The sequence below is a fragment of the Mesorhizobium sp. WSM4810 genome (assembly GCF_055811235.1).
In genome coordinates this window covers 109,116-122,863 of sequence record NZ_JBVVQV010000014.1, presented here as the reverse complement: position 1 = coordinate 122,863, position 13,748 = coordinate 109,116, and the positions used below count along the sequence as shown (strand labels likewise).

At 62.2% G+C, this 13,748-nt stretch carries 12 protein-coding genes; 4 read left to right on the top strand and 8 right to left on the bottom strand.

Annotated features, from left to right (window positions below; translation table 11 throughout):
• From AC0L3O_RS20640 to AC0L3O_RS20630, 3 genes are all read right to left on the bottom strand, one after another.
• Positions 1-477, bottom strand: a complete 477-nt coding sequence (locus tag AC0L3O_RS20640; protein WP_023799102.1) for a (2Fe-2S)-binding protein — start codon at positions 475-477, stop codon at positions 1-3.
• The gene (locus AC0L3O_RS20635; protein ID WP_287240750.1) at positions 477-1,337 is read right to left on the bottom strand and encodes an FAD binding domain-containing protein; all 861 of its coding nucleotides are present in this window, start codon (positions 1,335-1,337) and stop codon (positions 477-479) included. The genes AC0L3O_RS20640 and AC0L3O_RS20635 overlap by 1 nt, the downstream gene beginning before the upstream one ends.
• A gap of 105 nt (positions 1,338-1,442) precedes the next feature.
• Entirely contained in the window at positions 1,443-2,378 is a 936-nt protein-coding gene (locus AC0L3O_RS20630; RefSeq protein ID WP_473524572.1) for a hypothetical protein, read from the bottom strand.
• Positions 2,379-2,526: 148 nt separating this feature from the next.
• On the opposite strand from AC0L3O_RS20630, the gene AC0L3O_RS20625 reads away from it, so the two are divergent.
• A complete protein-coding gene (locus tag AC0L3O_RS20625; RefSeq protein ID WP_473616471.1) occupies positions 2,527-2,793 on the top strand; it encodes a hypothetical protein in 267 nt (88 codons plus the stop codon).
• Positions 2,794-3,054: 261 nt separating this feature from the next.
• On the opposite strand, the gene AC0L3O_RS20620 is transcribed toward AC0L3O_RS20625, so the two are convergent.
• From AC0L3O_RS20620 to AC0L3O_RS20605, 4 genes are all read right to left on the bottom strand, one after another.
• Entirely contained in the window at positions 3,055-5,115 is a 2,061-nt protein-coding gene (locus AC0L3O_RS20620; RefSeq protein ID WP_473616470.1) for a putative bifunctional diguanylate cyclase/phosphodiesterase, read from the bottom strand.
• 21 nt (positions 5,116-5,136) lie between these two features.
• Positions 5,137-5,667, bottom strand: a complete 531-nt coding sequence (locus tag AC0L3O_RS20615) for a putative pterin-binding protein (protein WP_419693942.1) — start codon at positions 5,665-5,667, stop codon at positions 5,137-5,139.
• Between the two features lie 306 nt (positions 5,668-5,973).
• On the bottom strand, positions 5,974-6,738 hold the full coding sequence (locus AC0L3O_RS20610) for a slipin family protein (RefSeq protein ID WP_023799095.1): 765 nt from the start codon (positions 6,736-6,738) through the stop codon (positions 5,974-5,976).
• Positions 6,735-8,132 carry an NfeD family protein gene (locus tag AC0L3O_RS20605; protein WP_473616469.1) on the bottom strand — a complete coding sequence of 466 codons (1,398 nt, stop codon included), beginning with the start codon at positions 8,130-8,132 and terminating at the stop codon, positions 6,735-6,737. The genes AC0L3O_RS20610 and AC0L3O_RS20605 overlap by 4 nt, the downstream gene beginning before the upstream one ends.
• Before the next feature lie 184 nt (positions 8,133-8,316).
• On the opposite strand from AC0L3O_RS20605, the gene AC0L3O_RS20600 reads away from it, so the two are divergent.
• The 3 genes from AC0L3O_RS20600 to AC0L3O_RS20590 all read left to right on the top strand — a co-directional run bounded on the left by AC0L3O_RS20600 (position 8,317) and on the right by AC0L3O_RS20590 (position 12,419).
• On the top strand, positions 8,317-9,057 hold the full coding sequence (locus AC0L3O_RS20600; RefSeq protein WP_473616467.1) for a 2OG-Fe(II) oxygenase: 741 nt from the start codon (positions 8,317-8,319) through the stop codon (positions 9,055-9,057).
• A gap of 458 nt (positions 9,058-9,515) precedes the next feature.
• Positions 9,516-10,601 (top strand): phosphate ABC transporter substrate-binding protein PstS, encoded by a 1,086-nt coding sequence (pstS, locus tag AC0L3O_RS20595; RefSeq protein WP_473616466.1) that lies wholly within the window; start codon positions 9,516-9,518, stop codon positions 10,599-10,601.
• A gap of 87 nt (positions 10,602-10,688) precedes the next feature.
• On the top strand, positions 10,689-12,419 hold the full coding sequence (locus tag AC0L3O_RS20590) for a Na/Pi cotransporter family protein (RefSeq protein WP_023799091.1): 1,731 nt from the start codon (positions 10,689-10,691) through the stop codon (positions 12,417-12,419).
• Between the two features lie 287 nt (positions 12,420-12,706).
• Here AC0L3O_RS20590 and AC0L3O_RS20585 read toward each other — a convergent pair whose 3' ends face one another.
• Positions 12,707-13,477: a pseudouridine synthase gene (locus tag AC0L3O_RS20585; RefSeq protein WP_473616465.1), complete on the bottom strand. Its 771-nt coding sequence runs from the start codon at positions 13,475-13,477 to the stop codon at positions 12,707-12,709.
• Between the last annotated feature and the right edge of the window lie 271 nt (positions 13,478-13,748).

Sequence of the window (13,748 nt, the reverse complement as noted above, 5' to 3'; positions counted from 1 at the left end):
TCAGGCTCCCTTCATCACGCTTGCGGCGTCCTGAACGGCGCGCACGATCTTGTCATAGCCGGTGCAGCGGCAGAGGTTCCCGGCCAGGCCGAAGCGGATTTCCTCCTCGGTCGGGTCGGGGTTCTTGGCCAACAGGTCTTTCGCCGCGATCAGGAAACCCGGCGTGCAGACGCCGCATTGCAGCGCTGCGTGCTCGAGGAACTTCTGCTGCAGCGGGTGCAGGCTGTCGCCATGCGCCATGCCCTCGATGGTCTCGACGCGCCGGCCTTCGGCCTCCGCGCCAAGCACCAGGCACGAGCACACCAGCCGGTCGTCGAGGATGATGCTGCAGGCGCCGCAGTCGCCAGTGCCGCAGCCTTCCTTGGCGCCGGTCAGCCCGAGGCGGTCGCGCAGCACGTCGAGCAGCGTCTCGTCCGGCTGGCAAAGGTACTCGACATTGTCGCCGTTGATTGTCGTTGAAACTGCTACACCAGCCATCACTTGCCTCCTGCACGCGCATAGGCGGTCGTGGCGGCCCGCCTGGCCAGCACACCCGCAACTTTTCTTCTGAACTCGACGGTGCCCCGCTTGTCGTCGATGGGGCGGCAGGCCCCCGAGCAGACCTTGGCGAGCCGCTCAAGTGCTGCTTCGTCCAGCTTCCTGCCGATGAGGGCCTCGGCCGCCTCTTCCACCAGCAGCACCGTCGGTGCCGCTGCGCCCAGCGCCACGCGGGCCGATTTGACGACGCCTTGCTCATCGAGCGTCAGGTTCACCCCGGCGCTGACCACGGCGATGTCCATCTCCGTGCGTGGAATGAAACGCAGATAGGCATCGCCGGAGCGCGGCGCCCGCCTGTCGAGCAGGATCGCCTCGATGATTTCTCCCTTGGCGAGCGACGTCTTGCCAGGCCCGGTGGGGACTGCCTCCACCGCGACCGTGCGCCTGCCTCCTGGCCCGACAATCGATGCCCTGGCGCCGGCGGCCACCAGCGCCGGCACGCTGTCGGCGGCCGGCGAGGCGTTGCAAAGATTGCCGACGATCGTGCAGCGTCCCTGCACCTGTTTGGAGCCGATCAGCTTGGCCGCTTCGACGACGCCCGGCCATTCCCTGTTCAAGGCCGCGCTCTCTCCCATCAGGGCGCAGGGGACCGCGGCACCGATGCTGAAGCCCTCCGCCGTTTCCCCGATCTCGCCCAGTCCGTCGATCGACTTGATGTCGACGATAAGGTCGGGCTCGATAAAGCCGCCTTTCATTCTCACCAGGAGGTCGCTGCCTCCGGCGAGAATGGCGGCGGTGCCGGGCGAGCCGGCCAACTGGCCAACGGCATCTTCCATTGAAAGCGGACGTATGTAGCGCATCGTCTCCCCTTGATCATCGCAATTCTGTCGGCCTGTTATAGAGCCTTGGATTGGAATGGTCATCCGGTTCTGCATGAGCAGCGATTAGGCCAGGCGCGTCCGCGTTCAGGGCGCCGGGTTGAACTGGAGCAATTTGAAACAATCGCCGCTTCCCGACTTCAACTGCGTCAGGAAACCTTTCGACCGATCGATCCATTCCTGGTGCGACCTGGCTTCGGCCTCGATCTCGTCGACCGGTCCAAGCTTGACGAAGCTGCGCCCCTTGCTGAAAAGCCAGCACGCACGGCCGAGAAGTCTTCGGCTGCGCTGGCGCAAGAGGTCGGCATCATAAAAGATGTCGAGCACCTCCTGCTTGATTTTTGCCTGTTTTTCAGGATTTGCGATCGCAACCGCGATCGAGTCTCCGCCCATCGCATCCTGCAGGTCCTTGTAGTCGAGGGCGAGCTGAGTGGTGGCATATTTGATCTCGCTCTCATCCCGGACGATGTTGAACCACAGCGCGGGATCGAGCTCGTTGACGACGAACGATGCCTCGAAGTCGCGCGATAGGTTCAGGATCTCGAACCCTTGAACCTCAACATCGCGCTCAACCAAAAGGATCTCGGCGACCTGCTTGCCGACTTCCGCCCCGTGCGCGCTGATCGCGGCGTTGGTTCCACCGAGTTCCGGACTGATATAGGGTCCGCCATCATCCAGCAGCGCATCGAATTCGCTGAGGTATTCGACGACGGCCGCCCCGCGAGCAATGCGCGCGGCCAGTTTGGCGAGAACCAGCTGGAGCTCGGTTTCGCGTTTGCGCTGCTCCTGATAATTCTGCTGAAAAAAGAAGATGAACAGGGAAACGCCAATTCCGATCAGGATCACGCCGAGTTGGGAAAAGATGTTGCGATAATACTCCAGCAGCTTTTCACGATGGCGCATGTCGTGGCGCACGCTGTGCGCCACACGAGCATTGACGATCAGCGAAAGGATCAGCAGCCCGGCACCGACCAGGATGAGGCCGCCGATGAGGAAATAGCCTTGCCCTGAACTGAAATCCATTCTTTTGCCGCGTCCTGAAGCCCGAGACCGCGCAGACTAATCCCATTCCGTTTCAACGCCTACGGGCGCCCCCAAAAGCGTGCGCTCGCCTAATACTTTAGTTGTAATCTGCCACGTGTTTGATATCGTGACAGTGGGAGGAATTCAGATGGCCGTGGAGTGCAAATCCGCGCCCTATATGGGCGTCTTTTCAACCATTGAACTGGATCTTTTGAGCGGTGTGGTGCGGGAAACTTTGCGGTCCGGCGAAGCGGAGCTCGACAACGAGGACGCCGAAAGGATCGCGCGTGTGGTTATCGCAACCTACAAGGACGGCGCCTCGGGCCGCGAGGAATTGCTTGAAGCCGCCCGGATTGCCGCCAGGCGCTGCGCCCTCGACCATTTTTACGATCGAGCAGTCGGCCTGTTCGCATAGGACTTCGCAGCTGACGCACTTCAGGGCGGTGTTGCTCGTTCGACATTTCGTTGCGCACGTCGATCTCGTCAGTCGCTGCGGCCTACCTTCTCATGTCCTTCGAGCCGCAAGTCTGCCATCGGCTGCGAACCGTCGGTGGCAAATCTCACTGGCAGATCGCAAACGTTGGAGATTGGCCGAAACACCCCCTCCACTTCGTCATCCTAGGCGAAGCAAGGAGCGAAGCGGCGCGGCGCAGACCCTGGGATCCATGCCGTTACCTCAGCCGAAGAATGCTACGGCCCAGACCCGAACGCTACCACCCCGTTCCGCGAAAAAGCTCGAACCATTCTGGGTTGGGTCGGCAGCGACCCTTACGCAGAAATACCCAGCCTGAACTTGTCCGTTATCTCTCATCCTGCCTTGCCTCGCGGCCAGGTGGTTCGTCAGCAGATTTTCTTCGATCGGCTGTGACAGGAAAAACCCTTGAGCGCTGTGACAATGCTCGGCGATCAGGAAATCGAGCTGCGCTTCGTTTTCCACCCCCTCTGCCAGAACGGTCAAGCCGAGCGAATTGGCCAGCGCTATAATGCCTCGAACGACGTTCTGTTTTTTCTTCGACGCTTCCAGACCGCTCAAGAACGATCGGTCGATCTTCAGCCGATCGAGGTTGAAGTCGGCAAGGTAGCCGAAACTTGAATAGCCGGAGCCAAAATCGTCGAGTGCCAGACCGACGCCGATATTTCGAATTTCCGTCAGCATGTTCAAGGCGTTTCGGCTGTTCTGGATAAGCACCCCTTCCGTTATTTCCAGTTGCAGGCGCGACGGCGGCAGTCCTGTTTGTTGCAGCACCAGAACAAGGTGGGCAAAGTACGCATCGTTCTGAAGGCTTTTGCCCGACAGATTGACCGAGCAAACGAAATCATGGGCAGAAACAGGCGCCCATCGAGCTGCCTGCAGGCAAGCCTTGCTCAGCACGACCTTGTCAACTTCCAGTATCAGGTCGCTTCGTTCGGCAATTGGAATGAATGACATCGGCAGACGAATCGCGCCCGAAGCGGGATCGCGCCAGCGCACCAGCGCCTCGGCGCCGATCATGCGGCCGGTTGCCAGCTCGAACTGCGGTTGCCAAACCAGAAAGAACTCGTCGCAGTTAAGCGCACGCTTAATCCCAGCTTCTTGGCCGAGCTGCATATCGAACTGATTGAGGATTGCAGGCGAGAACGTCACGAAGCCAGAGCGTCCTTCGGCTTTGGCGACATAAAGAGCGCTGTCCGCGTTGCGCAACAGGGTGGAAATATCCGAACCATGTTCGGGGAAACACGCCATGCCGATACTGGCTCCCATCCGCACGTGGTGGCCCGCGAGTTCGGCAAACCGGTTCAATTGCTCGCGAAGCCGATTTCCGAGAGCATCGGCTGCCGCGTGCCGGTCCCCGATCGCCATGACGGCGAACTCGTCACCGCCCAAACGGATGGCGACAACTTCGTCGGGCCGTTCGACCGATTGCAGGATTTCGGCGACGGCTTTCAGCAAGAGATCACCGATGTGATGACCGAACGTATCGTTCACGCTCTTGAAATGATCCAAATCTATCAGGAAAAGGCGGAGTTGCTTGCCGGCCAGCCTTGCCCGGTCCAGCATCACGTCCCTGTTGGCTGACATCCAGGCACGGTTCTTCAGTTCCGTCGTCGCGTCGCGCCAGGCCAGAAACTCCAGTTTCCTTATCGTTTCCCGACGGCCGATAAGCAATACGGCAGTTCCGATCGCCAGCAGCGACAAGACCGCCAGAGCGAATGCAATCTGGTAGTTGAATCTCTTCAGGCTTTTTTCCGCCGAATAGAGATCCACGTTGATCTCATCTCCATATTTGTAATATTCGTCGTTCATCCTCGCTACGAGATGCTCGAGCTCCAACCCCATTTCCTTCAAAATCTTTTCGTCGAGAGGCAGCCCGGCCGCAATCATGGCATCAAGCCGTGTCACCGCGTCAACGATACGCGGAACGATACTTGCGTAGGCGGGAATCTCGCTTGCCGTCCCGGTGCCGTCGATCCGCTTGAAGCGGATGTAGACCAGGTCGTTCGCCGCTGATAACTGCTCAAGGCTGTCTGCAGAGCCGGGGGCGGCCTTGGCGAGCGATGTCATGTCCTTGAGGTGAGTTACATCGCGTATTGCAATATGGAACTCGCGGATGGCGAAAAAGCCGAACCGCGGCAGCGAATATTCGATCTTGCTGAGGCTGAGAAACAGTACGGTGATCAGGACCGCAGAGCTGGCTGCTGCAGCCGCGATGGCGGTCCCGTAGGTGACGGGAACGCGCCAGCCTTCAAAGCGTGCCATTCGAGCCACGCCGGAGCTCGATCAGCCGCCAGGCTCGAGCGTCTTGATCAGCCAGACCCACCGTGGTTTGTGGACTGGCGTGTCGAAGGCCGGGTGGTCGTTGAGCGGATAGACCAGCCGGGTCGGACCTTGCGTGCGCCGGGTCAGCAATTTTCCATTCTGGCGGGTGGCAAGCAGGAGAGGACCTTCCGTCCAATCCTGGCGCGGAATTATCTGCACATATTCGTCCACCGCCCGCAGAACAACGGAATCCTCGCCTTCCAATCCAACGAGCTTGAGCACGTCGCGGAACAGGACGCCTTCAAATGTCAGCTGCCCTTTTTCAAATGGACTTGCGGTGGTGACCCGGTAGAGACCGAGCTTTTCCAGCTGTCGCAACGTGACTGGGACCGACTTGCCGTTGTTCTGAACATTGAAGGCCACAGTGTCTGGCGATTCCGGGAGATCAACGGGCTCCAACGCCCCGGCCGGCAAGATGCAAAAGGCCAGGACTGCCAGCATGATCAGACTGCGCTTGAGCGATGAACGTCCGGTGTTGAGCAAGGATGACATGCGCAATCCTTTTCTTCTCGATGGGCCAGCACCCAGCCGTCGCCTGACTTTCAGGCGGGTTCAACATTGCCATGAATGTCTGATTTTTCCGTTAGCCCTGTTCGGCCAACGAACGGTTGATTGGCGCGCAGCGGCGACCTGCCGATCTCTCCGCTCGTGGCGGAGATGGCCGGCAGGCCAGAGGGGGGCATGAAGGATCGCGGCCTCATTCCAGCTTGGGTTCCTCGCCCCCACGAAGTGGTCCATTGTTGTGGGGCGAGATGCCTGCCAGGGCAGAGGGGGTTGAAGGATCGCCGGCCTTCGAGCTCACGTCTTCTCGCCGGTCGGCCTGATGAAATGGCCGAGCAAATCCATCGGCACCGGAAACACCACCGTCGACGAGCGTTCACCGGCGATGTCATGGAGCGCCTCGAAATAGCGCAGCTGCATGGCCTGCGGGGTCTCGGACAGCATCTTGCCGGCCTCGACGAGTTTTGCCGCCGCCTGCTGTTCGCCGTCGGCATTGATCACTTTCGCACGCCGCAGCCGTTCGGCCTCGGCCTGCTTGGCGATGGCGCGGACCATGTTCTCGTTGAGGTCGACATGCTTGATCTCGACATCGGAGACCTTGATGCCCCAGGCATCGGTCCGCTGATCGAGGATCTCCTGGATATCGCTGTTGAGCTTGTCGCGTTCGGCCAGCATTTCATCGAGTTCATGCTTGCCGAGCACCGAGCGCAACGTGGTCTGTGCGAGCTGGTTGGTGGCGGTCATGAAGTCCTCGACCTGGATCACCGCCCGCTCGGCGTCGACGATACGAAAATACAGCACTGCGTTGACCTTCACCGAGACGTTGTCGCGCGAGATCACGTCCTGCGGCGGCACGTCCTGGACCACCACTCGCAGGTCGACCTTCACCATCTGCTGCACGAAAGGGATGAGGATGATCAGGCCGGGCCCCTTGACCCCGGTGAAGCGGCCGAGCGTGAAGACCACACCGCGCTGATATTCCCTCAGGATGCGAATGGCCGCGGACAGGAACATGACCACGACGAGCGCTGCCACCAGATAGGCCACATATCCGAGCATCATTGCCTTGCTCCATCGCTTCGCACATTGCGGCGCCGTATCGTCAGCACGAGACCGCTGACATCAGCCACCTCGACGCTGTCGCCCACCGCAATGGGTTCGTCGGCTTTCGCCCGCCAGCGCTCACCCCGGGCCAGCACGTGTCCCTCGCTGCCCTGCCAGTCGAGGACCTTGGCCGGCAGCCCTTGCATGGCCTGGGCGCCAACACGCGGAACGTTCTTGCGGGCCGCCCACAGATAGCTGCCGGTCAGCAGCGCCAGGCCGAGCGTCAGGATGGCGGCGGTGCCGATGACGGCCCACGACATCTCGAAGCCGGGACCTTCGATCCTGAGCAGCATGGCAGCGCCCAGCAGAAACGCAGCCACGCCTCCCAGCCCAAGCACCACTGTGGGATTAAAGACCTCGACGACGAGGAAGATGATGCCAAGCAGCATCAGGGCAAGGCCGGCATAGCTGATCGGCAGGAGATTGAGCGCATAGAGCCCGAGCAGCAGGCAGATCGTGCCGATCACGCCTGGCGCGACCGCGCCCGGGCTGGTGAACTCGAAGACGAGGCCATAAACGCCGATCAGCATCAGGATGACGGCGATGTTCGGGTCGGTGATGACGGCGAGAAGCCGGATGAGCCAGCCAGGCTCGAGCGTTTCAACCGGCAGCCTTTTGGTCGCCAGCACCTTTTTCTTGCCGGCGATCTCGACCGTCCGGCCGTCGGCCAGCTGAAGCAGTTCGGTCGTGTCGCGGGCGACAAAGTCGATCACATTTTCCTGCAGTGCGGCGCTGGCCGACAGGCTGGCCGCCTCGCGCACCGCCTTTTCACCCCAATCGGCATTGCGCCCGCGCAGTTCGGCCAGGCTGCGGATCAAGGCAACCGCGTCGTTCGTCGCCTTGGCGATCATCGCATTGCCCGCCGGTGGATTCATCGGGTCCTTGCCGGCTTCCGGGCCCTTGTTCTTGTCGTCGCCGGGAAAGGATGGCATCGGCCCGCCCATCTCGATGGGCGTTGCCGCGCCCAGATTGGTGCCGGGCGCCATCGCCGCCACATGGGTTGCGTAGAGGATGTAGGTTCCGGCGCTCGCCGCATGCCCGCCGGCGGGCGCGACATAGCCGATGACGGGAACCGGAGAGGCGAGGATGTCGGCGATGATCTCACGCATGCTGGTGACCAACCCGCCCGGCGTGTTCATCTGCAGGATGAAAACCTCGGCGTTCCGTTCTGCGGCCACCGCCAGCGCTTCCTCGAACTGCATGGCGCTCGCCGGACCGATGGCGCCGTCTATCTCGATGCGCAGCGCAGTCCTCCCCTGGCCGTTTGCTTCTCCTGTTGCTGCGGAAGAAGAACAAACAGCCACAGCGGCTACAAAAGCCGCGGCAATCAGGGCTACACGCGCGAGTTTCACGCTCAAAGCTCCCTATCAGGGATATGGGCTCGATTTTGCCAAAATCCATGCTGCGTCGCGGCGGTGAAGCTGATCCATGGCAACCTTGCGTTGTGCCTAAACCGGTTGGCAGGAAACGGGTGGTTTGTGTGCGCTGCTTCACCCATCTGATGGCAGAAGCCGATGAAGCCAGAGGAGCAGAGCTATGACCATGCACACGGTTCCAGCAGCAGCGGTCCGATCGGCGGAAGCGCGCGTCGCCGGATATGACTGGCAGGCACTGGCCGAGGAGATGAGCTTCTATGGCTGCGCGGTGATGGAAAAGCTGCTGACACCAGAAGAATGCCGGGAGATCGCCGGGCTGTATCCCGACGAAAGCCATTTCCGCAGCCATGTCCACATGGCGCGGCACGGCTTCGGCAAGGGCGAGTACCGCTATTTCCGCTATCCCTTGCCCGAGCTGATCGGCGGCTTGCGCACCGCACTCTATCCGCGCCTTGCCGCCGTCGCCAACGACTGGAACGAGCGCATGGGCGTCGCGCAGCGCTACCCGGACGAACACGCCGCGTTCCTCAAGCAATGCCACGAGCAGGGCCAGACGCGGCCGACGCCGCTCCTGCTGCAATACGTTGCCGGCGATTTCAACTGCCTGCATCAGGATCTCTACGGCGAGCTTGCCTTCCCGCTGCAGGTGGCAATCCTGCTGTCGGAACCGGACAAGGACTTCACCGGCGGCGAGTTCGTGCTGACCGAACAGCGCCCGCGCATGCAGAGCCGCGCCGAGGTGGTGCCGCTGCGCCAGGGCGATGCAGTCGCCTTCGCGGTCCACAATCGTCCGGTGCAGGGCAGCAAAGGCAGCTACCGCGTCAATCTCAGGCACGGCGTCAGCCGGCTTCGCTCCGGCATGCGCCATACCGTCGGCATTATCTTCCACGACGCGAAATAGGGCTGTCCCTGCGTGGAGGCGACCAGCAACTTCGTGCCAAGGGGATCAGTCGTCGGAGTCGCCGCCGCCCCTCATCGCCCTGCCGGGCACTTCTCCCCGTGTGACGGGGAGAAGGGACTGGTCGCACCGTGGCGGATATTCTGCAACGCTGGTGATTGGCGAAACCATCGATGAGAGCGCCCCTCTTCCCGTCACTATACGGGGAGAGGGTCGCCGGCAGGCAGGTGAGGGGCAGCGCAAAGCTGAAGCGATTGGCTGCCGAACAATTCTTCAGGCAACCGCGGTAATCGCGGAAAAATAAAAATCTTACCCGCAAAGATCTTTGTCATCCAATCATTAACCAAGGTTCATACGGTGAGCGATGTTGTTTCTCTGCCGGCGTTCGTTCGCCGGGCGGATGACTGTTGATATCTGCCAAGACTGAAAAGTAGCTATTTGTTCGCGCGTCGGGGATCGCCATGATGTTTCCAGCAAGCTTTGCGTCACTACGGCGCAAATCAGCGAAGATCAGCGGCGCCATCACGCTTGCTGTTGGCCTGATGATCGGGGCCGCTGCGCAGGCCGAGCCTATCCGCGGCGCCGGATCGACACTGGCCGCCCCGATCATCGGCAAATGGGCAACGGCCTACGAGAGCGCCCGCGCCGACGGCGGGGACTATGTCTCGCCTGACTGGAAGGTCGACTATGAAATCGTCGGCTCGCTCGCCGGCGTCCTGCGTCTCGATCAGCCGGATATCGACTTTACCGTGACGGATGCGCCGATCAATGGCGCCGAACTCAAGAAGGCCGGCCGACAGCAGTTTCCGATCGTGATGGGCGCCATCGCCGTCGTCGTCAATCTCGACGGCATCGGCCCGGGAAGCCTTCGCCTGACCGGGCCGCTGCTGGCCGACATCTATCGGGGCAAGATCCAGTCATGGTCCGATCCCGCGATCAAGGCGGTGAATCCGGATGTGACGCTGCCCGATCTCAGGATCAGCGTCGTTCACCGCAAGGATGGCTCCGGCTCGACCTTTGTCTTCACGCAGTATCTGTCGGCGGTCAGCGATGAATGGAAGGCCAAATACGGCGCAAATACACTGATCTCGTGGCCGCTCGGCACTGACGCGGAAGGCACACAGAACCTCATCCAAGCCGTGCACGACACGAAGGGCGCGATCGCCTATGCCGAATCCGGCCAGGCCCAGCGCGCCAGCCTTGCCTACGCGCTGATCCAGAACAGAGCCGGCAAGTTCGTCAAGCCGGAGCCGCAGGGCGTGCAAGCTGCCGCGACATCCATCGACTGGGCGCAAACGACCGACTTCTTCGCCTCGCTGACCGATCGAGACGGCGATGCCGCCTATCCGATCAGCACGGCGGTGTTCGCGGTCGTTCAGGTCTCGGGCCGTTCGGAACATCGCTATCGCCGCGTGCACGACCTTTTCCGGCTCGCCTTCGCCCACGGCGCTGATGACGCCGCCGCGCTCGGCTACGTGCCGCTGCCGAAGGCGCTCGTCGCCCGGATCGAGCAATACTGGGCAAGGCTGGAGCCGGTCGGAAACTGAGCGGAAGAGCCAGGCCGCTGCTTCGCGCAGCGCCTGAACTGAAATTCATATCGCGCCGTGATGGCGGCTTGTTGGGGACTGCGTGACATGGACATCGATATCTTCAAGGACATCCTCGTGCCGGTGATCGGCGGGTTGGGCATTTTTATGCTCGGCCTCGACTTCATGGCCAACGGCATCCAGGCGCTGTCGGTCAACCGGATGCGCGCCTTTCTCGCCAAGGCCGCCGGAACGCCGATCAAGGGCGTGCTGGCGGGAACGCTGATCACCGGCGTCATCCAGTCGTCGACGGCGATGAGCGTCATGGTCGTCGGCCTGGTCAATGCCGGCGTCATCGCGCTTCGACCGGCGATCAGCGTGATCATGGGCGCCAATATCGGCACCACGCTCGGCAACGGGCTCATCGCCCTGCCGCTCGGTCCGCTCGGGCTGATCCTGGCCGGCGTGTTCTCGCTGATCTACTGCTTTGCCAAAAGCGAGAAGGTCAAGAACATAGCGCTTGCCGGCATGGGCTTCGCGCTGATCTTTTATGGCCTCAACCTGATGACCGGCGGCCTGCGCCCGCTGCGCAATCTGCCCGAAGTCATGGCACTGCTTCAAACACTGACGGCCGACTCCTATCTCAACCTGCTCAAATGCGTGTTCATCGCCGCCGGCGTGACCGCCATGATCCATTCGTCCTCGGCGACGATCGGCATTGTCATGGGCCTTGGCGCCGCCGGCATTCTCGACTGGACGACGGCCGTCGCCTTCTCGCTCGGCGCCGATCTCGGCACCACGATCACCTCGTGGATGGCTTCGCTCAATCTTTCGAAAAACGCCAAGCGCACCGCTTACGCCCACATCTCCTTCAACATCATCGGCGTGTGCATCACCATCCCGCTGTTCTTCGTCTCCATGCAGGTCCTGGAATGGGCCATGCAGTTCTTCGGCGGCGATCCCGCCATTCCGGTGATCGTCGACGGCAAGGAGACCTTTCCCCTGGTGCCGGTCGCGGTCGGCCTCTACTCGACCTTCTTCAACGTCTTCAACACGTTGTTGCTGTTTCCGTTCATCGGGGTGTTCGAGCGGGTCCTGTCGCGTGTCGGTCACACCGATGCCGAGGACACGGAAGATTTCTCGACGCCGCGATTCCTCGACCGCAAGCTGGCCGGCGATTTCGCCAAGGCCGTTCCCGCTGTCCAGCAGGAGACGGCACGCCATCTGCAAGCCGGCGCCATGTTCCTCGACATCGCCCGCTCGTCGAAGAAGGCGCCGTCGGATCCGGGCGAGCACTACCTCGCAACCGATATCCTCAGCCGCGACATCCGCGCCTACACCGCCGAATTGATGAAGGAAGACCTGCCCTACGACCAGCTCGACCTGATCGCCAGCCTGATCGAGGAAGCCGACTTCACCGCCGCCCTGACGGAATCGATGCATCAGGTGGCGCGCCGCGTCAGGCGCGAGAAGTTCAGTGGTCCGGCGCAGGCCATCGTCGACGTCGGGCTGAGCAAGCTCGATGCCTCGCTGCGACAGATCTTGCCGACTTACGGCATCTCCGACCCGAAGGTGCCGGCCGGACATGTCAATCTGCCGGAGGTCGAGGAACTGCGTGCCCGCACGCTGGCGCTCGGACCCAATGCAGGCGCCGCCGAACGCGGCACGATCCTGGCCCTGCTCGGGTCGATCGAACGCGCGGAAATCCTGATCCAACGCATCGATGCCGAGCGCAAATCGGTCAACCGGCAAAGCGTGCTCGCCCGGGCGTCGGCACGCAAGGAAACCAGGCCGCACGCGATGGGCGATCCCGGCCTCAGCCCGGTCCCGGCCGAGTAGCGGGGCGGGACATAGCGCGTTCGCATTAGAGGCGACGAATTATCGAAGTCGGCGCCGCCCCTCATCGCCCTGCCGGGCACTTCTCCCCGTATAGTGACGGGGAGAAGTGGCTGGCGGCGACCTAGGTGAATATTCTGCAACGCTGGTGATTGGCGAAACCGGCGAAGAGAGTGCCCTCTCCCCGTCACTATACGGGGAGAGGATGCCGGCAGGCAGGTGAGGGGCAGCGCCAACCTGAAGCGATGGGCTTGCCGTTCCGCTTTGCCGGGTCGCTTCGGCGCCTTCGCTCAGCCTTGAAACAGCGCCAGTTCTTCGGCCGTGAGGTGGCGGGCCTTGCCCTTGGCGAGGTCGCCGAGCTGCAAGCGGCCGATCGCCACCCGCACCAGGCGAAGCACCTCGACCTCATGCGCGCCGAGCAGCCGGCGGATGTGGCGGTTGCGGCCCTCGTCGAGTGTGATTTCCAGCCAGGCGGTGCTGGCGCCGCTGCGCAGGATGTCGATCGACCGCGCCGTCAAATCTTCGCCATCGACCGTGGCGCCGGCGCGCAACCGCGCCAGCAGGGCCGCGTCGGGCAGGGCGCCGATCTGGACGTGATAGATCTTGGCGACGTGCGAGGCGGGGTCGAGCAGGCGCTGGGCGAAACGCGTGTCGTTGGTCATCAAGAGCAGGCCCTCGCTGGCCTTGTCGAGGCGGCCGACCGGCGACACGAAGGGCAGGTCGAGCTCTGCCAGGCAGTCGTAGACGGTGCCGCGGTCCTGCGGGTCGTTGCGGGTGGTGACCAGGCCGCGCGGCTTGTTGATCATCAGATAGACCTTGCGCTCGGCGACGACGCGGCTGCCGTCGACCTCGATGCGGTCGCGGCCGGGATCGACGCGCAGCGAGCCGTTGCGCACGATTTTGCCGGCGACCCGGACGCGCCCTTCGGCGACCAGAATTTCCGCCTGCTTGCGCGAGCACAGGCCGAGCTTTGACAGCGCACGGCAAAGGCTGACGCCTGGCGGACTGGCTCCGGCGCTAGGCGAGGGGCGTGGCCAGCCGGCGTTCGGCCGTGTCGCCATAGTTTTTCGTGATCTTTCCGGCAAGTCAGGTCTTCCCCGCCACCTGAGGTGAATATTTGCTAACAGAAAGCCGCCGGGGTGGATATCTGGATTTCTCGATAGGAGTATCCGGACGTGTGAGCTGCGGCCCTCCGTTGCGACAGGTCGCCTCCGGACATCATGGCAAAGTTGGCGGGACAGCGCCCCCCTTTGTCCTGCCGGACATCTCCCCCACAAGGGGGGAGATCGGCCGTTATCACTGGTTCCGCCAATCGCCCAACTTTGAAAAAGA